22 protein-coding genes are annotated in these 19,344 nt (G+C 61.5%); 21 read left to right on the forward strand and 1 reads right to left on the reverse strand.

Annotated features, from left to right (window positions below):
* The first annotated feature begins 14 nt into the window (after positions 1-14).
* Positions 15-998 carry a S49 family peptidase gene (locus NL123_RS07405; RefSeq protein WP_248483780.1) on the forward strand — a complete coding sequence of 328 codons (984 nt, stop codon included), beginning with the start codon at positions 15-17 and terminating at the stop codon, positions 996-998.
* Positions 999-1,128: 130 nt separating this feature from the next.
* Here NL123_RS07405 and NL123_RS07410 read toward each other — a convergent pair whose 3' ends face one another.
* Positions 1,129-1,707: a Maf family protein gene (locus NL123_RS07410; RefSeq protein ID WP_248483778.1), complete on the reverse strand. Its 579-nt coding sequence runs from the start codon at positions 1,705-1,707 to the stop codon at positions 1,129-1,131.
* A 105-nt stretch (positions 1,708-1,812) separates the two neighbouring features.
* Between NL123_RS07410 and NL123_RS07415 the strand changes: the two genes are divergently transcribed.
* The 20 genes from NL123_RS07415 to NL123_RS07510 all read left to right on the forward strand — a co-directional run bounded on the left by NL123_RS07415 (position 1,813) and on the right by NL123_RS07510 (position 19,299).
* Positions 1,813-2,343 (forward strand): YceD family protein, encoded by a 531-nt coding sequence (locus NL123_RS07415; protein ID WP_010566563.1) that lies wholly within the window; start codon positions 1,813-1,815, stop codon positions 2,341-2,343.
* A gap of 13 nt (positions 2,344-2,356) precedes the next feature.
* On the forward strand, positions 2,357-2,539 hold the full coding sequence (gene rpmF / locus NL123_RS07420) for a 50S ribosomal protein L32 (RefSeq protein ID WP_003179396.1): 183 nt from the start codon (positions 2,357-2,359) through the stop codon (positions 2,537-2,539).
* A 4-nt stretch (positions 2,540-2,543) separates the two neighbouring features.
* Positions 2,544-3,554, forward strand: coding sequence for a phosphate acyltransferase PlsX (gene plsX / locus NL123_RS07425; RefSeq protein ID WP_076955198.1), 1,011 nt, complete (start codon positions 2,544-2,546; stop codon positions 3,552-3,554).
* Between the two features lie 126 nt (positions 3,555-3,680).
* Positions 3,681-4,619, forward strand: a complete 939-nt coding sequence (gene fabD, locus NL123_RS07430) for an ACP S-malonyltransferase (protein ID WP_021491483.1) — start codon at positions 3,681-3,683, stop codon at positions 4,617-4,619.
* A 25-nt stretch (positions 4,620-4,644) separates the two neighbouring features.
* Positions 4,645-5,388: a 3-oxoacyl-ACP reductase FabG gene (gene fabG, locus NL123_RS07435; RefSeq protein WP_015885432.1), complete on the forward strand. Its 744-nt coding sequence runs from the start codon at positions 4,645-4,647 to the stop codon at positions 5,386-5,388.
* A gap of 191 nt (positions 5,389-5,579) precedes the next feature.
* Complete coding sequence (gene acpP / locus NL123_RS07440; RefSeq protein ID WP_003175607.1) at positions 5,580-5,816, forward strand: acyl carrier protein; 237 nt, start codon at positions 5,580-5,582, stop codon at positions 5,814-5,816.
* A gap of 128 nt (positions 5,817-5,944) precedes the next feature.
* A complete protein-coding gene (gene fabF / locus NL123_RS07445; protein WP_058427473.1) occupies positions 5,945-7,189 on the forward strand; it encodes a beta-ketoacyl-ACP synthase II in 1,245 nt (414 codons plus the stop codon).
* Positions 7,189-8,004, forward strand: coding sequence for an aminodeoxychorismate lyase (pabC, locus tag NL123_RS07450; RefSeq protein ID WP_248483774.1), 816 nt, complete (start codon positions 7,189-7,191; stop codon positions 8,002-8,004). The genes fabF and pabC overlap by 1 nt, the downstream gene beginning before the upstream one ends.
* A gap of 1 nt (position 8,005) precedes the next feature.
* A complete protein-coding gene (mltG, locus tag NL123_RS07455) occupies positions 8,006-9,124 on the forward strand; it encodes an endolytic transglycosylase MltG (RefSeq protein WP_248483772.1) in 1,119 nt (372 codons plus the stop codon).
* A gap of 19 nt (positions 9,125-9,143) precedes the next feature.
* Positions 9,144-9,776, forward strand: coding sequence for a dTMP kinase (gene tmk, locus NL123_RS07460; protein WP_494357507.1), 633 nt, complete (start codon positions 9,144-9,146; stop codon positions 9,774-9,776).
* Positions 9,769-10,758: a DNA polymerase III subunit delta' gene (locus tag NL123_RS07465; protein WP_494357508.1), complete on the forward strand. Its 990-nt coding sequence runs from the start codon at positions 9,769-9,771 to the stop codon at positions 10,756-10,758. Before tmk ends, NL123_RS07465 begins: the two co-directional genes overlap by 8 nt.
* Before the next feature lie 63 nt (positions 10,759-10,821).
* Entirely contained in the window at positions 10,822-11,607 is a 786-nt protein-coding gene (locus tag NL123_RS07470; RefSeq protein WP_494358285.1) for a TatD family hydrolase, read from the forward strand.
* 448 nt (positions 11,608-12,055) lie between these two features.
* Positions 12,056-12,724 (forward strand): TetR/AcrR family transcriptional regulator, encoded by a 669-nt coding sequence (locus tag NL123_RS07475; RefSeq protein ID WP_058427443.1) that lies wholly within the window; start codon positions 12,056-12,058, stop codon positions 12,722-12,724.
* Positions 12,725-12,839: 115 nt separating this feature from the next.
* Positions 12,840-13,808, forward strand: coding sequence for a GTP 3',8-cyclase MoaA (locus tag NL123_RS07480; protein WP_058427442.1), 969 nt, complete (start codon positions 12,840-12,842; stop codon positions 13,806-13,808).
* A 75-nt stretch (positions 13,809-13,883) separates the two neighbouring features.
* Complete coding sequence (locus NL123_RS07485) at positions 13,884-14,489, forward strand: DUF4823 domain-containing protein (RefSeq protein ID WP_093529800.1); 606 nt, start codon at positions 13,884-13,886, stop codon at positions 14,487-14,489.
* A 16-nt stretch (positions 14,490-14,505) separates the two neighbouring features.
* Positions 14,506-15,066, forward strand: coding sequence for a DUF1285 domain-containing protein (locus NL123_RS07490; protein ID WP_071490493.1), 561 nt, complete (start codon positions 14,506-14,508; stop codon positions 15,064-15,066).
* 70 nt (positions 15,067-15,136) lie between these two features.
* Positions 15,137-15,850, forward strand: coding sequence for a GntR family transcriptional regulator (locus NL123_RS07495; RefSeq protein WP_248483761.1), 714 nt, complete (start codon positions 15,137-15,139; stop codon positions 15,848-15,850).
* Positions 15,847-16,848 carry an ADP-ribosylglycohydrolase family protein gene (locus NL123_RS07500; RefSeq protein ID WP_494357509.1) on the forward strand — a complete coding sequence of 334 codons (1,002 nt, stop codon included), beginning with the start codon at positions 15,847-15,849 and terminating at the stop codon, positions 16,846-16,848. The genes NL123_RS07495 and NL123_RS07500 overlap by 4 nt, the downstream gene beginning before the upstream one ends.
* 74 nt (positions 16,849-16,922) lie before the next feature.
* Positions 16,923-18,389, forward strand: a complete 1,467-nt coding sequence (locus NL123_RS07505) for a purine-cytosine permease family protein (protein ID WP_058427437.1) — start codon at positions 16,923-16,925, stop codon at positions 18,387-18,389.
* Positions 18,382-19,299 (forward strand): PfkB family carbohydrate kinase, encoded by a 918-nt coding sequence (locus tag NL123_RS07510; RefSeq protein WP_494357510.1) that lies wholly within the window; start codon positions 18,382-18,384, stop codon positions 19,297-19,299. The genes NL123_RS07505 and NL123_RS07510 overlap by 8 nt, the downstream gene beginning before the upstream one ends.
* Positions 19,300-19,344 lie beyond the last annotated feature (45 nt).

The raw sequence follows: 19,344 nt of genomic DNA on the forward strand, positions 1-19,344 counted from the left end.
CTGGGGTTGATGGCATGAGTGACGAGTGGAAAGCGCCCGAAAAGGCTGAAAGCAGTGATGACAAAAGCTGGAAGCTGCTGGAGAAGACTCTCCTGGCCAGCGTCCAAGAGCAGCGTCGCGCGCGGCGTTGGGGGATTTTCTTCAAACTGCTGACGTTTGTCTGGCTCATCGGCATGCTGGCGCTGTTCAGTCCGCTGATGGATATGGAGAAAAGCGCAACCCGTGGCGCCAACTACACCGCACTGATCGAAGTGCGCGGGGTGATCGCCGACAAGGAGTCAGCCAGCGCCGACAACATCGTCAGCAGCCTGCGTGCCGCGTTCGAAGACCCTAAGGTCAAAGGTGTGATCCTGCGCATCAACAGCCCGGGTGGCAGCCCGGTGCAGTCGGGTTATGTGTATGACGAGATCCGCCGCCTGCGTGGCCTGCACCCGGATACCAAGCTGTATGCAGTGATTTCCGACCTGGGCGCTTCCGGTGCGTATTACATTGCCAGTGCTGCTGATCAGATCTACGCCGACAAGGCCAGCCTGGTGGGCTCCATTGGTGTGACGGCGGCCGGTTATGGTTTCGTCGGCACCATGGAGAAGCTGGGGGTAGAGCGTCGCACTTATACCTCAGGTGAACACAAGTCGTTCCTTGATCCGTTCCAGCCGCAAAAAGCCGATGAAACCCAGTTCTGGCAGGGCGTGCTCGACACCACTCATCGCCAGTTCATCGCCAGCGTGAAGCTGGGGCGTGGGGATCGTCTGAAGGACAAGGACCATCCGGAACTGTTCTCCGGCCTGGTCTGGTCAGGCGAGCAGGCCTTGCCGCTGGGCTTGATCGACGGCCTGGGCAGTGCCAGTTCGGTAGCGCGGGATGTGATTGGCGAGAAGGAACTGGTGGATTTCACGGTTGAGGAATCGCCGTTTGATCGTTTCTCCAAGCGGCTCGGTGCCAGCGTGGCGGAGAAGCTGGCCTTTTACATGGGCTTCCAAGGCCCAAGCCTGCGCTGAGCCCCAGGCTACATATAGATCAAAATGTGGGAGGGGGCTCGCCCCCGATTGCGGTGGGTCAGCTGCGGGTTAGTTGGCTGATCCTCTGCTATCGGGGGCAAGCCCCCTCCCACATTTGCTTGTGGTGTTCTCAGGGAATTTGCACGCCTTCGGCCAGCAGCATATCCACCAGGCGAATGAGGGGAAGGCCGATGAGGCTGGTGGCGTCCGGCCCTTCGGTATTTTGGAACAGGCTCACGCCCAACCCCTCGGCCTTGAAGCTGCCCGCGCAGTCATACGGTTGCTCAATTCGCAGGTAACGCTCGATGCACTCGGCATCCAACTCACGCATGTGCACGGTAAAAGGCACGCAGTCGACCTGGCAGCTGCCTGTCTCGCTGTTCAGCAGCGCCAGCCCAGTGAGAAAACTGACGCGCTTGCCGCTGGCGGCCAGCAGTTGCTCGCGGGCGTTCTCGAAGGTGTGCGGCTTGCCGATGATCCGTCCGTCGAGCGCTGCAACCTGGTCGGAGCCGATAATCAAATACCCCGGATGGCTGGCGGCAAGGGCGCGGGCTTTCTGTTCGGCCAGGCGCTTGACCAGTTCGATGGCGGACTCATTTGCGCGGTGGCTTTCATCGATATCCGGCGAGCTGCAGATGAACGGCAGGTGCAGGCGGCTCAGCAATTCCCGGCGATACACCGAGCTGGATGCGAGTAATAAGGGCAGCATGGGCGTCTCCTCAGGTCGGCAGCGGATTCTAGCGGGGCGACCGGCTGACGCACAGGGCTGAATTTCCTTTGACATGGCTGGGTGCATCCCTATAATGCTGCGCCTATGTTGAATGACCCGATTCCACCTCACGTTGACCCGCGCAAATTGGCTGATCGTGGCACTTCCCTTCAAGGTGAGTTGCTGCTGGCCGATTTGGAGAGACTCTGCGACCCGCTTTCCGACACTGTCGGTACGGTGCAGGCCAAATTCGTTTTTGAACGAGATGAACGTAAATCTGTGGTAATCCACAGTTTTATCGACACCGAGGTCAAAATGGTTTGCCAGCGTTGTCTTGAGCTGGTCACCCTGCCGATCCACAGCGAGTGCAGTTATGCTGTGGTGAAGGAGGGTGCGAATACCCAGTCGTTGCCGAAAGGTTATGACGTGCTGGAACTGGGCGAAGATCCTTTGGATCTGCATGCACTGATCGAGGAGGAGCTTCTGCTCGCCTTGCCCATTGTGCCTGCTCATCATCCGGAAGAATGCCAGCAGCCGGCGGGCCTCGATGACGAGCCCGAACCGAGCGAGGACGAGGTAACGCGGTCCAACCCGTTCAGTGTATTGGCGCAGTTAAAGCGTGACCCAAACGTTTAGGAGTTAATCAATTATGGCTGTTCAGCAGAACAAAAAATCCCGCTCCGCCCGTGACATGCGCCGTTCGCACGACGCTCTCGAGGCTAGCACCCTGTCCGTGGAAAAGACCACCGGTGAAGTTCACCTGCGTCACCACGTATCGCCAGAAGGCGTATACCGTGGCCGTAAAGTGATCGACAAGGGCGCTGACGAGTAATCACTTGTCTGCTCTAGTCATCGCGATAGACGCAATGGGCGGGGACTTCGGTCCCCGCAGCATTGTTCAGGCCTGCATTGCCAGCCTGTCTGCAACACCCTCGCTGCACCTGACCCTTGTCGGTCAACCCTCCTTACTTGAAGAACTGATTGCCAGCCATCCGGCGGTGGATCGCGCGCGCCTGACGATTACGCCAGCCAGCGAAACCATCACCATGGATGAAAAGCCGGCGGCCGCCCTGCGTGGCAAGCCTGACTCTTCGATGCGGGTGGCCCTGGAGCTGCTGCGTGATGGCAAGGTGCAAGCCTGTGTCAGCGCCGGCAATACCGGGGCCCTGATGGCGTTGTCGCGGTTTGTGCTCAAGACGCTGCCCGGCATTGACCGGCCCGCGATGGTGGCGGCGATTCCGACGCAGAAAGGCTATTGCCAGTTGCTGGACCTGGGCGCAAACGTCGATTGCAGCGCCGAGCATCTGCTCCAGTTTGCCGTGATGGGCTCGGTGGCCGCCGAAGCGCTGGGCGTGGCCCGGCCACGGGTGGCCTTGCTGAATATCGGCACCGAAGACATCAAGGGCAACCAGCAGGTCAAGCTGGCCGCCACGTTGCTGCAAGGCGCGCGGGGGTTGAATTACGTCGGGTTTGTCGAAGGTGACGGCTTGTACCGTGGCGAAGCGGACGTGGTGGTGTGTGACGGGTTTGTCGGCAATATCCTGCTCAAATCCAGCGAAGGCCTGGCGACCATGATCGCCACGCGTATCGAAGCGCTGTTCAAGCAGAGCTTGGCGTCGCGCCTGGTTGGTGCCCTGGCGCTGCCGCTGATGCGCCGCCTGCAGGCGGACCTGGCCCCGGCACGGCATAATGGCGCGAGTTTTCTGGGGTTGCAGGGCATCGTGGTAAAAAGCCACGGCTCGGCCGGTGTCGAGGGGTTTCAAAGTGCGATCGCGCGGGCTGTGATCGAGATTCAGGAAAACCTGCCGCAACGCTTGCATGGCCGTCTCGAGGACCTGTTGCCTTAGGCGAATCGGCCCGGGAGTGCTTAAATGTGACCGGCCAGTTCAATTGACCATCCAATCTGTCAGTTTCGTGCGCTCCCACTTTAGGAGTGCGCTTTTTTGACGACCAGATCATTAGGGGCTTGTTACATGTCTACATCCCTCGCATTCGTCTTTCCAGGGCAGGGTTCGCAGTCCCTCGGCATGTTGGCCGAGCTGGGCGCGCAATACCCGCTGATCCTGGACACCTTCAAGGAAGCTTCCGACGCCCTGGGTTACGACCTGTGGGCACTGACCCAACAAGGGCCGGAAGAGCAACTCAATCAAACCGATAAAACCCAGCCGGCCATCCTGACCGCTTCGATCGCCCTGTGGCGCTTGTGGCTGGCGGAAGGCGGCGCACGCCCTGCATTCGTCGCCGGCCACAGCCTGGGCGAATACAGCGCCCTGGTTGCAGCGGGTAGCCTGACCTTGGGTGAGGCGGTTAAGCTGGTGGAGCGTCGCGGCCAATTGATGCAAGAAGCCGTTCCGGCCGGGCAGGGCGGCATGGCAGCAATCCTGGGCCTGGACGACGCTGTGGTGATCGAGGCCTGTGCCGAAGCGGCCCAGGGCGAAGTGGTCAGCGCGGTAAACTTCAACTCCCCTGGCCAGGTGGTGATTGCCGGTGCCAAGGCTGCCGTTGAGCGTGCCATCGAAGGCTGCAAGGCCCGTGGTGCCAAGCGCGCGTTGCCGTTGCCGGTGAGCGTACCGTCGCACTGCGAGCTGATGCGCCCGGCTGCCGAGCGTTTTGCCGAGTCCATCGCCGCCATCAACTGGCAGGCGCCGCAGATCCCGCTGGTGCAGAACGTCAGCGCCGCCGTGGCTGCTGACCTCGATACCCTCAAGCGCGACCTGCTGGAGCAGCTCTACAAGCCGGTACGCTGGGTTGAATCGGTCCAGACCCTGGCCGCCAATGGTGCGACTGAGCTGGTTGAGTGTGGTCCGGGCAAAGTCCTGGCCGGCCTGAACAAGCGCTGCGCCGACGGCGTGTCGACTGCCAACCTCAATACCCCTGACGCCTTTGCTGCCGCTCGCGCGGCACTGGCCTGAATCCCTGAACGTAGGAGAAGCCTGCATGAGTCTGCAAGGTAAAGTTGCACTGGTCACCGGCGCAAGCCGTGGCATTGGCCAGGCGATCGCCCTGGAGCTGGGCCGTCAGGGCGCCGTTGTGATCGGCACCGCCACTTCCGCCTCGGGCGCCGAGCGTATCGCCGCGACCCTGAAGGAAAACGGCGTGCAAGGCACCGGCCTTGAGCTGAACGTGACCAGCGATGAGTCCGTGGCTGCCGTACTGGCCGAGATCACCGCACAGTTCGGCGCGCCGGCGATTCTGGTGAATAACGCCGGCATCACCCGTGACAACCTGATGATGCGCATGAAAGACGACGAGTGGTACGACGTGGTCGACACCAACTTGAACAGTCTGTTTCGCCTGTCCAAGGGCGTTTTGCGCGGCATGACCAAGGCGCGTTGGGGCCGAATTATCAATATTGGCTCCGTAGTGGGTGCCATGGGCAACGCAGGCCAAGTAAACTACGCAGCCGCCAAGGCCGGTCTGGAAGGTTTCAGCCGTGCATTGGCTCGTGAAGTCGGCTCGCGGTCGATTACGGTCAACTCGGTGGCCCCTGGGTTCATCGACACCGATATGACCCGCGAACTGCCGGAAGCACAGCGTGAAGCGTTGCTGACGCAGATTCCGCTGGGCCGTCTGGGTCAGGCTCAAGAGATCGCGAATGTGGTCACTTTCCTGGCATCCGACGGTGCGGCATACGTGACTGGGGCTACAATCCCGGTGAACGGCGGGATGTACATGAGTTAAATTGTGACGGATCGCTTCAAAAATATGTCATACGAGCTGTCTAAAATCCGTTATAAAGCTGCAACTTAATTTATAGGCAGGTGGCCGACCGGGTACAGGGTGAAGCTTTCAGTTGAAAAGCTGAAAAGGCTTTCTATACACTTACCCACTGGCCAGCTGCCTGAATTTGTCCATTAGGAGTTAAACAAGGTATGAGCACCATCGAAGAGCGCGTCAAGAAAATCGTCGCCGAGCAACTGGGCGTTAAAGAAGAAGAAGTGGTCAACACTGCTTCCTTCGTAGAAGACCTGGGTGCCGATTCCCTTGACACCGTTGAGCTGGTGATGGCTCTGGAAGAGGAATTCGAGACCGAAATCCCGGACGAAGAAGCTGAAAAAATCACTACTGTTCAAGCTGCTATCGACTACGTTACTAGCCACCAGGCGTAATAGTTTGTAGTCGTCGCTTGCTGTCAGGGAAAAACCGCACTGCTGTAACGGCGTGCGGTTTTTTCTTTAGCCCTGATGAAAAGTACGCGCTGAAGCAAAAGTGTCGTCATTAGAAAAAGGAGAGTGCTGTGTCGCGTAGACGCGTCGTAGTCACCGGTATGGGTATGTTGTCGCCACTGGGCACGGATGTGCCAAGCAGTTGGCAGGGCATTCTGGCTGGCCGCAGTGGTATTGGTCTGATCGAACACACGGACCTTTCTGCCTATTCCACCCGTTTTGGCGGCTCGGTAAAGGGTTTCAATGTCGAGGAATATCTCTCGGTCAAGGAATCCCGCAAACTCGACCTGTTCATTCAATACGGCCTGGCAGCCGGTTTTCAGGCGGTACGCAATGCCGGCCTGGAAGTCACCGACGCCAACCGTGATCGTATCGGCGTGGCCATGGGCTCGGGTATTGGCGGTTTGACCAATATCGAAGAAACCAGCCGCACGTTGCACGATTCCGGCCCCCGTCGAATTTCACCGTTCTTCGTCCCCGGCTCGATCATCAATATGATTTCCGGTTTCCTGTCCATCCATCTGGGCGCACAGGGACCTAACTACGCCATCGCCACGGCGTGCACCACCGGCACGCATTGCATTGGCATGGCGGCGCGCAATATCGCCTATGACGAAGCCGACGTGATGATCGCCGGCGGCGCCGAGATGGCGGCGTGCGGCCTCGGCATGGGCGGCTTCGGCGCGTCCCGTGCGCTGTCGACGCGTAACGACGAGCCGACCCGCGCCAGCCGTCCGTGGGACAAAGGCCGTGATGGCTTTGTACTCTCCGACGGTGCCGGCGCCCTGGTGCTGGAAGAGTTGGAACACGCCAAGGCGCGTGGTGCCACTATCTACGCCGAGCTGATTGGCTTTGGCATGAGCGGTGACGCCTACCACATGACCTCACCGCCGTCCGACGGTGCCGGTGCTGCGCGTTGCATCACCAACGCCCTGCGCGATGCGAAGGTCAATGCGGACCAGGTGCAGTACATCAACGCCCATGGTACTTCGACTCCGACGGGCGATCTGGCGGAAGCCGAGGCCATCAAGTCGGTATTCGGTGAGCACGCCTACAAGCTGGCGGTCAGCTCTACCAAGTCCATGACCGGTCACCTGTTGGGTGCGGCGGGCGCGGTCGAGGCGATCTTCAGTGTGATGGCCATCAAGGATCAGGTCGCACCTCCGACCATCAACCTGGATGAGCCTGACGAAGGCTGCGACCTGAACTTCGTGCCACACGAAGCGCAGCCGATGCCGATCGACGTGGTGATCTCCAATTCGTTCGGTTTTGGCGGCACCAACGGTTCCCTGGTGTTCCGCCGGTTCGCCGAGTGATGCACAGCTGGGTCGACGGTCAGCCAGCGGACAGCGTGCCCCTGAAAGATCGCGGCCTGGCGTATGGCGATGGGTTGTTCGAGACCATCGCTGTAAAGGCCGGGCAGCCGGTGCTGCTCGACCGTCACCTGCAACGCCTCGACGAGGGTTGCAGGCGCCTCGCCTTGGTTGCGGATCCGGTGTTGATCCGCAGCGAAGTGCAGGCCTACGCCACCGCCCTTGGCGAGGGTGTCCTCAAATTGATCCTGACCCGTGGCGACAGCCTGCGCGGTTATGGCATCAACCCTGGCGCACCGGTGCGCCGTATCTTGCAGGGCAGCCCGCCTGCTACTTATCCCAGCGCTCATGGAACCGATGGCATCCGCCTGTTTCCCTGTGCCACCCGCTTGGCCGAACAGCCGTTGCTGGCCGGTCTCAAGCACCTCAATCGCCTGGAACAGGTGATCGCCCGTGCCGAATGGCAGGACGCCGAGCACGCTGAAGGGTTGATGCTGGATGTGTCCGGTCGCGTGATCGAAGGCGTATTCAGCAACCTGTTCCTGGTGCGCAATGGCTTGTTACTAACCGCTGATCTGACGCGTTGCGGCGTGGCCGGGGTGATGCGTGCCGAGATTCTGGCCCAGGCACAGACCCTGGGCGTCCCGGTGGCCGTGGCCGACATCAGTATTGAGCAGTTGCAGCAAGCCGACGAAGTCTTCGTGTGTAACAGCGTTTATGGCATTTGGCCGGTGCGCGAGTGCGCTGCGATGAGCTGGTCGGTTGGCCCGCTCACCCGTAAACTGCAGGGCATTGTTCGCGCGCTATTGGAAATCTGAGTTGATACGAAAACTGGTTGTACTGCTGCTGGTCGGTCTGTTCTCGGCGGCTTTGCTGTTGGGCTATGGCGCCTGGAAATACGACGCTGCCCTGAAGCAGCCCTTGAACCTGACCCAGGAGCAATTGCTCGACGTACCGGCTGGGGCGACCCCCACTGGCACCTTCAATCGCTTGGAAGCCGACGGCGTGCTGGACGGTGCCTTCTGGTTGCGCCTGTACTGGCGCTTCAACCTGGACGGCCAGCCATTGCACAGCGGCGAATACCGCATGACGCCCGGCATGACGGCGCAGGGCCTGATCGGCCTGTGGCAGCGTGGCGAAGTGGTGCAATACAGCCTGACTCTGGTTGAGGGCTGGAACTTCCGCCAGGTACGCTCGGCGCTGGCCAAGCATGAAAAGATCGTGCAGACCCTCTCGGGCCTGAGTGACAGCGAAGTCATGGAGAAGCTCGGTCACCCTGGCGTGTTTCCAGAAGGGCGGTTCTTCCCCGATACCTACCGTTTCGTGCGCGGTATGACCGACGTCGAATTCCTGAAGAAAGCCTACAACCGCCTGGACGACGTGCTCGCCCAGGAGTGGAGCAAGCGCGCCGCCGATGCGCCGTACACCGACCCTTACCAAGCGCTGATCATGGCCTCCCTGGTGGAGAAAGAGACGGGCGTGCCTGAAGAGCGCGGGCAGATTGCCGGGGTATTTGTACGTCGCCTGAAGATCGGCATGTTGTTGCAGACCGACCCGACGGTGATCTACGGCCTGGGCGAGCGCTACAACGGCAAGTTGACCCGTGCGCACCTCAAGGAAGCCAATCCCTACAACACCTACATGGTAGCCGGCCTGCCGCCGACGCCCATCGCCATGGTCGGCCGCGAGGCGATCCATGCCGCGCTGAACCCGGTGCCGGGCAGCAGCCTGTATTTCGTCGCCCGTGGCGACGGCAGCCACATTTTCTCCGATAACCTGGATGCGCATAATGCCGCCGTGCGTGAGTTCCAACTCAAGCGGCGCGCCGATTACCGCTCCAGCCCGGCGCCGGTGGTGAAGCCTGCCGAAGACGCAACACCACCGGCGGATGTGCCTGCTGATACGCCAGCTGAACCCGCGCCGCAAAGCCCGCAATAATTCTGACTAAGGACTGCCTGTGACTGGCTTGTTTATTACCCTGGAAGGCCCCGAAGGCGCCGGCAAAAGCACCAACCGCGATTATCTGGCCGAGCGCTTGCGCAGCGAAGGCATCGAGGTGGTGTTGACCCGCGAGCCCGGTGGCACGCCGCTGGCCGAGCGTATCCGCGAAGTGCTGCTGGCGCCGGGTGACGAGCAGATGAACCCGGACACCGAGCTGCTGCTGGTGTTCGCCGCCCGTGCCCAGCACATTGCCGAGGTGATCCGTCCAGCCCTGGCCCGTGGTGCCGTGGTGATCTGCGATCGGTTCACCGATTCCACCTATGCCTACCAGGGCGGCGGTCGGGGCTTGTCCGTGGAGCGCATCGCCACCCTGGAAACCTTTGTCCAAGGCGACTTGCGCCCTGACCTGACCCTGCTGTTCGATCTGCCGGTGGAAGTCGGCATGGCCCGTGCCAGCGCCCGTGGCCGCCTGGACCGCTTCGAGCTGGAAGGCGATGGGTTCTTCAACGCGGTACGCAGTGCATTCCTCACACTTGCCAAGGCGGAGCCCGCGCGGTACTCCCTGCTGGATGCAGCCCAGCCGCTGGCGCAGGTGCAGCAGGCCATCGACGCGCTGCTACCGAAACTGCTGGAGCGCGCCCGTGGCTGAAGCCTACCCGTGGCAGGACAGCCTGTGGCAACAACTGGCCGGCCGTGCCCAGCACGCCCACGCCTACCTGTTGCATGGGCCGGTGGGGATCGGCAAGCGAGCGTTGGCCGAGCGCCTGATGGCCAGCCTGCTGTGCCAGCGTCCGGTCAACCTGGAAGCCTGCGGCGAGTGTAAATCCTGCCTGCTGCTCAAGGCCGGTAGCCATCCGGATAACTACCTGCTCGAACCCGAAGAGGCCGACAAGGCAATCAAGGTCGACCAGGTGCGCGACCTGGTCAGCTTCGTGGTGCAGACCGCACAGATGGGCGGGCGCAAGGTGGTGCTGATCGAGCCGGTGGAGGCGATGAACATCAATGCTGCCAACGCCTTGCTCAAAAGCCTGGAGGAACCGTCCGGCGATACGGTGTTGTTGCTGGTGAGTCACCAGTCCAGCCGTTTACTGCCGACCATCCGCAGCCGCTGCGTACAGCAGGCCTGTCCGCTGCCAAGCGAGGCCATGAGCCTTGCGTGGCTGGCGCAGGCGTTGCCGGAGTGCTCCCAGGAGGAACGGGTCGAGCTGCTGACCCTGGCCGCTGGTTCGCCGTTGGCCGCGGTGAAGCTGCAGGCCCAGGGCGTGCGTGAACAACGCGCGCTGGTGGTGGAGGGGGTCAAGAAACTGATCAAGCAGGAAGTGTCCGCCACCCAGCTGGCAGAAAGCGCCTGGAAGGACATTCCTTTGCTGTTGCTGTTCGACTGGTTCTGCGATTGGTCGAGCCTGATCCTGCGCTACCAGCTGACCCAGGATGAAAACGGCCTGGGCCTGCCGGATATGCGTAAGGTGGTGCAATACCTGGCGCAGAAAAGTGCCCAGGACAAGGTGCTGACCCTCCAGGACTGGATCCTTGCCCAGCGCCAGAAGGTGTTAGGCAAGGCCAACCTCAACCGCGTGCTGCTGCTGGAAGCGTTGCTGGTGCAGTGGGTCGGTTTGCTCGGCCGTCGTTAATTTCCGTGGCCGGCGGGTGTATCGTCGGCCAGACACTTTTCGTGACTGAAGTTGTAGATGCCTATGATTGTAGATTCCCACTGCCACCTTGATCGTCTCGACCTGGCCCAGCACGGTGGTTCCCTTGACGCTGCCCTCGACGCCGCACGCCAGCGTGGGGTAGGGCACTTCCTGTGCATCGGCGTCAGCGCGGAGAATGCGGCAGACGTCAAAGCCCTGGCCGAGCGTTATGCCGATGTGGATTGCTCGGTGGGTATCCACCCGCTCGACCTCAAGCCCGGTGAAGCCCCGGCCCTCGACTGGCTGCTGGGTGAACTCAATCACCCGCGCGTGGTGGCCATCGGCGAAACCGGCCTGGATTACCACTACGAACCCGAAGCCGCCGAGTTGCAGCAGGTTTCGTTCCGCCTGCACCTGCAAGCCGCCCGGCAGACCGGTAAACCGGTGATCGTCCACACCCGTGGCGCCCGTGCCGACACCCTGGTCCTGCTGCGCGAAGCGGCGTTGCCCCAGGCCGGCGTGTTGCATTGCTTCACCGAAGACTGGGACATGGCCAAGGCGGCGCTGGACCTGGGGTTCTATATTTCGCTGTCGGGTATCGTCACCTTCCGCAACGCCGATGCCTTGCGTGATGTCGCACGCCAGGTGCCCGCCGACCGCCTGCTGGTGGAAACCGATTCGCCGTACCTGGCGCCTATCCCCCATCGCGGCAAGCCGAACCTGCCGGAGTATGTGCGCGACGTGGCGGATTACCTGGCGATGCTGCGCGGTGAGTCCTACGAGCGTTTTGCCGAGCAGACCACCGAAAACTTCAAGCGCCTGTTCCCGCTGGCCCACGTGGCTTCTTAACGCGGAGGTCAAATCGCAGGCAAAAAAAACCCGGGTTCTGGGGGGTGAATCCGGGTTAAGACCATTAGGAGTAAAACAAGGGTACGCGGTCCGTTGGTACCCAGGTCGGCGCTTCACTTGGGGGAGATGTCACGCCGACAGTTGAAGTATTGATCAGTATCCGATTCAGTCCAGTCGCGGCTGATCGTTTTTTAAACAGATTTGGAATACGCGCGCTTCGCTTGAGTTCTCATCAGGCCGGTGCACGGGTGCAGTTGTTGCGTATTATTTCTGACTGATATCAATGAAAACGTTGGCGTGCTGAAAGTAAAGTGCATTCCGGGTTCACATAGACATTGCCCAACGACCGTTCAGTCGGGATAATCCCTCGCAGCGGGTAAATCGTATCGCCACGTATCCGTGGCCCTGCGCAACCCTCCCTAATCCGACCTTTGCAGACCTCTTCCTCATGCACAAAGAACCCCGTAAGGTCCGTGAGTTTCGCCGCCGTGAGCAGGAAATTCTCGACACCGCACTCAAGCTGTTCCTCGAACAAGGTGAAGACAGCGTCACCGTCGAGATGATTGCGGATGCCGTGGGTATCGGCAAAGGCACGATCTACAAGCACTTCAAGTCCAAGGCCGAGATCTACCTGCGCCTGATGCTCGACTATGAGCGCGACTTGAACGAGCTGCTGCATTCGGCCGATGTCGATAAGGACAAGGAAGCCCTGTCCCGCGCCTACTTCGAGTTCCGCATGCGTGACCCGCAGCGCTATCGCCTGTTCGACCGGCTGGAAGAGAAGGTGGTCAAGGGCCATCAGGTGCCGGAGATGGTCGAGGAGCTGCACAAGATCCGCGCCTCGAACTTCGAACGCCTGACCCTGCTGATCAAGGGCCGCATCAGTGAAGGGAAGCTTGAAGATGTGCCGCCGTATTTCCACTACTGTGCCGCCTGGGCCTTGGTCCACGGTGCCGTGGCGCTGTACCACTCGCCGTTCTGGAGCAATGTGCTGGAAGATCAGGAAGGTTTCTTCCAGTTTTTGATGGATATCGGCGTGCGCATGGGCAACAAGCGCAAGCACAGCAGTGAGCCGCCGGCGATTGAAGCGGCGCCGGCCCAAACGCCTGCCACGTAATGATTTGCTGCCACGCGCAGTACCCCAGGAATATACTCAGGCAAGGACTCTTGCTAAAAGCTGATTTATCAGTCAGCTTTTAGCGCGCCCGATTCATCCTCTGCCGGAGTGATCCATGATCGTTGATCGTCAAGGCAGGCGTTTTCGCAATTTGCGGATCAGCCTGACCTCAGCCTGCAATTACGCGTGTACCTACTGCGTGCCCAACGGCAAGCGGCTGGTGGCTGCCCAGGACGAACTCTCGGCCGAGGCTATGGCCCGTGGTGTGGAATACCTGATCGAAGCGGCGGGCATCGACCGCCTGCGCATCACCGGCGGTGAGCCGCTGGTCAGCCCCAAGCTGGAAGCCTTCATGGGCGCCGTGGGGGGAATGGGGCTCAGCGATATCAGCCTGACCACTAACGGCCAACTGCTGGCGCGCAAGCTGCCGTTGCTGGTGGAGGCCGGGATCAAGCGCATCAACGTGTCCCTCGATACCCTGGACGCAGATGCCTTCCGCAGCATTGCCCGTGGTGGCGACTTGGCCACTGTGCTCGACGGCATGGACCAGGCCCGCGCTGCCGGGATCAAGATCAAGGTCAATATGGTGCCGTTACGCGGCCAGAACCTCGACCAGGTCATGCCGCTGCTCGACTACTGCCTGGAGCGTGGCTACGAATTGCGCTTTATCGAGTTGATGCGCATGGGCCATTTAGCCAAGGACTCCAACGCGTTCCTGCAGCAGTTTGTCAGCCTGCAACAACTGCTGGGCCTGATCGGCGAACAGTATGAATACCTGCAAGCCAACGCCCCCGTGGACGCCACGGCCGTGCGCTACGAAGTGCCGGGCAAGGGCTTCTTTGGTGTGATCGCCAACGAGAGCGTGCCGTTCTGCCGTACCTGTTCACGGTTGCGCTTGTCGTCCACTGGCTGGCTGCATGGCTGCCTGTCGTCGAGTAACCGCCACTACGTCGGCGACCTGCTGGACAAGCCGCGCCATCAAGCGCTGCCGGCGTTGCAAGGCCTGTTGATGAAAGCCCTGGGCGACAAACAGGAAGTGGCCTTCTCGGGCGGTGCAACCATCATGAAGATCATCGGCGGCTAGTGTTCCAAGCTGGCGCAGAACCTGCATCACACGCCCATTCGCCGGTTTTCCGTCACCGGCTTCTGGAGGATTAGGATGCGTAGTCTGGTTTTGTTGCTGGCGTCGTTGACGCTGAGTGGCTGCATGACCGTCAGCGATATGGCCGAAGGCACCCGCTATCAGATGAGCGACGCCGGTTTGCTCGACCACAGCGATACCCGCCGTACCGCCTCGGTACGCATACAGCCGGACTCCTTTGTCTTTATCGCCCAGGGCGCCTTTGTGCCGCCGGGCAGTGCCTACCCGCGGCCGAACGTGGTGGCCGAAGAAGCCTTCAATGGCTTTGTCGAGTACTTCCCCATGGTGCGCCGCGCCCGTCAGCCTGAAGGCCTGGAGCAGGCCATGGCCGAAGCCCGCGCGGCGGGGGCTCACTACCTGCTGTACTGCCGTTTCGCCAAGGCGGATGACCGCATCGGCAACGCGGATGAATGGGCCGACCAGGAAGCCCTCGACCGCGTAGGCCTGGACAGCGGCGTCATCCAGATCATGTTGATCGAGACCAGCACCCAGTATTTGATTGATACTGCACGTATACGCAGTCGTGGCGGTTTACTGACGTTTCACGACAACAAGCCAGAAGACCTGATTGCCCGCCCCCTGGCGCAGTACGCCCGCGGCCTGTTGGGGATGAGCAATCCATAAGACCCAGGAGAACCCCATGACCGATTCCGCCAAGGCCAACGACCTGTTGGCCCAGTTGCCCAAGGGCAAGGGTCCGGCCCCGGTGCACCTGTGGAACCCGGACTTCTGCGGCCATATCGACATGCGCATCGCCCGTGATGGCACCTGGTTCTATCAAGGCACGCCGATCGGACGCAAGCCGATGGTCAAGCTTTTCTCCAACATCATCCGTCGCGATGGCGATGATTACTTTCTGATTACCCCCGTGGAAAAAGTCGGCATCACCGTCGATGATGCTCCGTTTGTCGCCATTACCCTGGAAGTCGAAGGGCAGGGCGAAAGCCAGGTGCTGCGCTTCACCACCAACGTCGATGACCAGGTTGAAGCCGGCCTCGAACACCCGCTGCGGGTGGTGATCGATCCTGTGACCCAGGAGCCTGCTCCCTATCTGCGAGTGCGCAGCAACCTCGAAGCCCTGGTGCACCGCAATGCGTTCTACCAATTGGTGGAGTTGGCAGTGAGCCGTCCGATCAACGGTCAGAACTGGCTGGGCGTCTGGAGCGCAGGGGAGTTTTTCCCTATTGGCCTGGAGCCCTGAGGCCGGTTTTATCATCTCCCTGAAATAATTCGCTTGCTGCACATGGGCGCTTTGCGTTATCAATTTGTACATGATTAGACATGTTCGATTTGATAAGAAAAAACGCGTCGTCGACGAGCTCATCCGCCGTATCGAGGGTGGGGTGATGGCCGACGGTTTCCTGCTGCCGGGCGAGCATCAGTTAGCCGAAGAGTTCGCGGTCAGCCGCGGCACCCTGCGTGAGGCCCTGGCTGAACTCAAGCGGCGTAACTACATTGCGACCCAGAGCGGCGTCGGCTCCATCGTCACTTTTGACGGCATGGTGCTCGACCAGCGCAGTGGCTGGGCCCAAGCCCTGGCGGACACCGGTGCGAAGGTCAACACCGATATCCTGCGCCTGGAAGCGGTGACCCGCCCGGACCTGTTCAGCCGTTTTGGCAGCGACCAATTCATTGCCCTCGACCGTCGCCGTCGCACCACTGACGGCACTGCCGTGTCCCTGGAACGCTCGCTGATGCCCGCTTCCGGAGGCCTGGAGGGCCTGCCGAGAGTCGGCCTGATCGATGATTCCCTGACCATTACCCTGGCTGCCTACGGTTATGTCGGCGCCGAAGGCGACCAATGGATCGGTGCAGAGCCCCTCAGCGATGAAGATGCCGAGTTGCTTGGCCGCCCAGCCGGCACGGTGTTCCTCAAGGCCTCGCGCACCACCTACGACCGTCGCGAGCGTTTCATGGAGTACGTCGAAAGCTTGCTCGATCCTCTGCACTTTCGCCTGCACCTGCAATTTGGAAACTCGAAATGACCCCGCTCAATCGCGCCCTCGGCGCCTTCTACGGCTTGGCCTTGGGCGATGCCCTGGGCATGCCGACCCAGTCCCTGAGCCGCGAACAGGTGCGCGCGCGTTTCGGTGCCATCACCGGCCTGGAACACGCCGACGCCGACCAGCCCATCGCACCTAACATGCCCGCCGGCTCCATCACCGATGACACCGAACAGGCCATCCTGGTGGGTGAGTTACTCGTGCAAGGCCGAGGCAAGATCGAACCCACTGTGCTTGCCCAGCGCCTGATCGACTGGGAAGCGGTGATGCGCGCCAAGGGTTCCCAGGATTTGCTCGGCCCCTCCACCAAGCGTGCGATCGACATGATCCTCGCCGGCCACACCCCGGAAGAATCCGGACGTTACGGCACCACCAACGGCGCCGCGATGCGCATCACGCCAGTGGGGATTGCCGCCGATGTCAGCGACCCGGCGCAGTTTATCCAGGCGGTAATCCAGGCCTGCCAGGTCACCCATAACACCACCCTGGGTATTTCCAGCGCGGCGGCGGTGGCGGCGGTGGTATCAGCCGGAATCAACGGTGTGGACCTGGGCGAAGCGTTGAACATCGGCACCCAGGTTGCCCAGCAGGCCGAAGGCCATGGTCACTGGATCGCGGGTGGGCGGATGTCCACGCGCATCAGCTGGGCGCGGACCTTGAGCGTCGGCAGCGGCGACAAGGCCCTGTTCGCCGACCTGCTGTACGAATTGATCGGCACCTCCGTCGCGTCCCAGGAGTCGGTGGTGGTGTCGTTCGCCCTGGCCCAGCAAGTGGCGGTGGGCGAGATGAGTGCTTTCGAGGCGCTGTGCCTGGCGGCCAGTCTTGGCGGTGACACTGACACCATCGCGGCGATTCTCGGCGCCATGCTCGGCGCGTGCCTGGGCATGCAGTGCTGGCCCGAGGCGATGATCGAACAGGTCAAGCAGGTCAATGGCCTGGATTTGCAGGCGCTGGTTGAAGAATTGTTGAAAATGCGCTGAGTCAGGATGACCGGAAGATTCGCTTTGTATACCTGCCACAACCACAACAATACAGGCACTTGGAGCACCCTCTCATGAGCAGCACATCTTCCGGCCAAAGCGCCGGGCAATTGGAAACACGCGGCATCGAACCGGTCCCTGAAGGCGAGTGCAATGGCCACCCGCTGCAACTGTTCTGGGTGTGGTTCGCGGCCAATATCAGCATCCTCGGCTTGCCGCTCGGCGCCACCCTGGTCGCGTTTCGCGGCCTGGCGATCTGGCAGGCCATCATCGTTGCGATCCTCGGCGCCGCCGGCTCCTTTGCGGTGGTGGGCATCATTTCTATCGCCGGCCGTCGTGGCCGTGCGCCCAGCCTGACCCTGTCCCGCGCCATCTTCGGCGTGCGCGGCAATATCGGGCCGACCCTGGTGTCGCTGATGTCGCGCCTGGGCTGGGAAACCGTCAACACCACTACCGCCGCCTTTGTGCTGCTGTCGTTGTGCTCGATCCTGTTCGGTTCGCCGGTCGAAGCCAAAAGCGCGCCGGTGCTCACCCTGGTCTTCATCGCCATCTTCGTGCTGTTGACCTTGTCGGTGTCCGGCCTGGGCCACGCCACCTTGCTGGTGATCCAGAAGTGGGCCACCTATGTGTTCGGCGCGTTGAACATCCTGGTCGGCGGTTTCCTCTGCGCCACCATCGATTGGAGCGCGGTGTTCAACGCCACCCCGGCACCGCTGAGCGCGATGATCATCGGCGTCGGCACCATGGCGGCCGGCACCGGTATCGGCTGGGCCAACGCCGGCGCGGATATGTCGCGCTACCAGCACCGCAGCGTCAAGGCCGTGCGCCTGGTGGCGTCGGCGGCGTTCGGTGCGGGCATTCCGCTGGTGCTGTTGATCACCCTCGGCGGCCTGCTGTCGGTGGGCAACAATGACCTGGCGTCGGCGACCGACCCGATCATCGCGATCCGCGATATGTTGCCGACCTGGATGGCCGTGCCGTACCTGATCACCGCGTTCGGCGGGTTACTGCTGTCCAACAACCTGTCGGTGTACTCGGCGGGCCTCACCACCCTGACCCTCGGTTTGAAGGTCAAGCGCGTGCATGCGGTGATCGTCGATATCGTGGCGATCTTCGCCGGTTCGATTTACTTCATGCTGATCGCCGACAGTTTCTACGGCCCGTTCATCACGTTCATTTCTTTGCTGGCGGTGCCGATCACGGCATGGGTCGGCATCTTCGTGGTCGACCTGATCCACCGTCACTACTACAGCGCCAAGGACCTGCTGGACGTGAGCCCAAGCAGCGCCTACTGGTATCGCGGCGGTGTGGAGTGGCGTGCCTTCGGTGCCTGGGCCGTGGCGATCGTGCTGGGTTTCAGCTTCACCACCATCGGCACCACCGCCGAGAACATCTGGTTCGCCGGGCCTTTGTCCGACTCCTGGCTGGGCCACAACGGCCTGGGCTGGATCGTCACCTTTCTGGTGGCCGGCGGGATTTATGCAGTACTGGGCGGTGCGGCTGATCGTCGCCCGGCTTTAGTAGAGAGCCCTAATGTCTAGATTGCTGCACAGCGGCCAGGTCATCGTCGACCTGGTCATGGCCCTCGATACCTTGCCCGCAACCGGTGGCGACGTGCTGGCGCAATCGGCCAGTTTCGAAGCCGGCGGTGGCTTCAATGTGATGGCGGCCGCACGGCGCAATGGGCTGGCGGTGGTCTACCTGGGCCGTCACGGCAACGGGCGTTTCGGCGACCTGGCACGCGCGGCGATGCAGGCGGAAGGTGTCGAGATTGCCCAAGCGGCCAGCACGGATAAAGATACCGGTTTGTGTGTGTCGCTGACCGAGGCCACCACCGAACGCACCTTCATTTCCCATATCGGTGCTGAAGGCGAGTTGAGCGCCGAGGACCTGGCGCGCGTGGTCCCGCAGCCGGACGATTACGTGTATGTGAGTGGCTACAGCCTGTTGCTGGAAGGCAAGGCGCAGGCTCTGCTCGACTGGTTGCTGGCGCTGCCTCGCGCTATCAAGGTGGTGTTCGACCCGGGTCCGTTGGTGAAGGCACCGGATTCGGCGCTGATGGTGGCGCTGTTGCCGCGTATCGATATCTGGACCAGTAATGGCCCTGAAGCACTGGCGTTTACCGGGGCGGAAACGGTTGCAGAGGCGCTGGTCGACTTGAATCGTCATCTGCCCGGCGATGCCTTGCTGGTGGTGCGGGATGGGCCGAATGGATGCTGGGTGAGCCGCAATGGCCAGGCCGAGCATGTGCCGGGGTTGAAGGTGACGGCGGTGGACAGCAATGGCGCTGGGGATGCCCATGCCGGGGTGTTTATCGCAGGGTTGGCCGATGGCCTGGCACCTGCCCAGGCTGCACGCCGGGCGAACGCGGCAGCGGCGCTGGCGGTCACTCGCTGGGGGCCGGCTACATCGCCTGGCAGCGCAGAAGTCGACGCCTTTCTCCGGGAATAGGCCGTGTCAAAAAATGTGGGAGCGGGAAAGCCCCCTCCCACATTT

The sequence above is a fragment of the Pseudomonas sp. FBCC-B1565 genome (genome assembly GCF_059133265.1).

Coding starts and splice junctions, on each gene's coding strand:
- NL123_RS07405 (WP_248483780.1), top strand. CDS start 15: ATGAGTGACGAGTGGAAAGCGCCCGAAAAGGCTGAAAGCAGTGATGAC.
- NL123_RS07410 (WP_248483778.1), bottom strand. CDS start 1,707: ATGCTGCCCTTATTACTCGCATCCAGCTCGGTGTATCGCCGGGAATTG.
- NL123_RS07415 (WP_010566563.1), top strand. CDS start 1,813: ATGTTGAATGACCCGATTCCACCTCACGTTGACCCGCGCAAATTGGCT.
- rpmF (WP_003179396.1), top strand. CDS start 2,357: ATGGCTGTTCAGCAGAACAAAAAATCCCGCTCCGCCCGTGACATGCGC.
- fabD (WP_021491483.1), top strand. CDS start 3,681: ATGTCTACATCCCTCGCATTCGTCTTTCCAGGGCAGGGTTCGCAGTCC.
- fabG (WP_015885432.1), top strand. CDS start 4,645: ATGAGTCTGCAAGGTAAAGTTGCACTGGTCACCGGCGCAAGCCGTGGC.
- acpP (WP_003175607.1), top strand. CDS start 5,580: ATGAGCACCATCGAAGAGCGCGTCAAGAAAATCGTCGCCGAGCAACTG.
- pabC (WP_248483774.1), top strand. CDS start 7,189: ATGCACAGCTGGGTCGACGGTCAGCCAGCGGACAGCGTGCCCCTGAAA.
- NL123_RS07470 (WP_494358285.1), top strand. CDS start 10,822: ATGATTGTAGATTCCCACTGCCACCTTGATCGTCTCGACCTGGCCCAG.
- NL123_RS07475 (WP_058427443.1), top strand. CDS start 12,056: ATGCACAAAGAACCCCGTAAGGTCCGTGAGTTTCGCCGCCGTGAGCAG.
- NL123_RS07480 (WP_058427442.1), top strand. CDS start 12,840: ATGATCGTTGATCGTCAAGGCAGGCGTTTTCGCAATTTGCGGATCAGC.
- NL123_RS07485 (WP_093529800.1), top strand. CDS start 13,884: ATGCGTAGTCTGGTTTTGTTGCTGGCGTCGTTGACGCTGAGTGGCTGC.
- NL123_RS07490 (WP_071490493.1), top strand. CDS start 14,506: ATGACCGATTCCGCCAAGGCCAACGACCTGTTGGCCCAGTTGCCCAAG.
- NL123_RS07495 (WP_248483761.1), top strand. CDS start 15,137: ATGATTAGACATGTTCGATTTGATAAGAAAAAACGCGTCGTCGACGAG.
- NL123_RS07500 (WP_494357509.1), top strand. CDS start 15,847: ATGACCCCGCTCAATCGCGCCCTCGGCGCCTTCTACGGCTTGGCCTTG.
- NL123_RS07505 (WP_058427437.1), top strand. CDS start 16,923: ATGAGCAGCACATCTTCCGGCCAAAGCGCCGGGCAATTGGAAACACGC.
- NL123_RS07510 (WP_494357510.1), top strand. CDS start 18,382: ATGTCTAGATTGCTGCACAGCGGCCAGGTCATCGTCGACCTGGTCATG.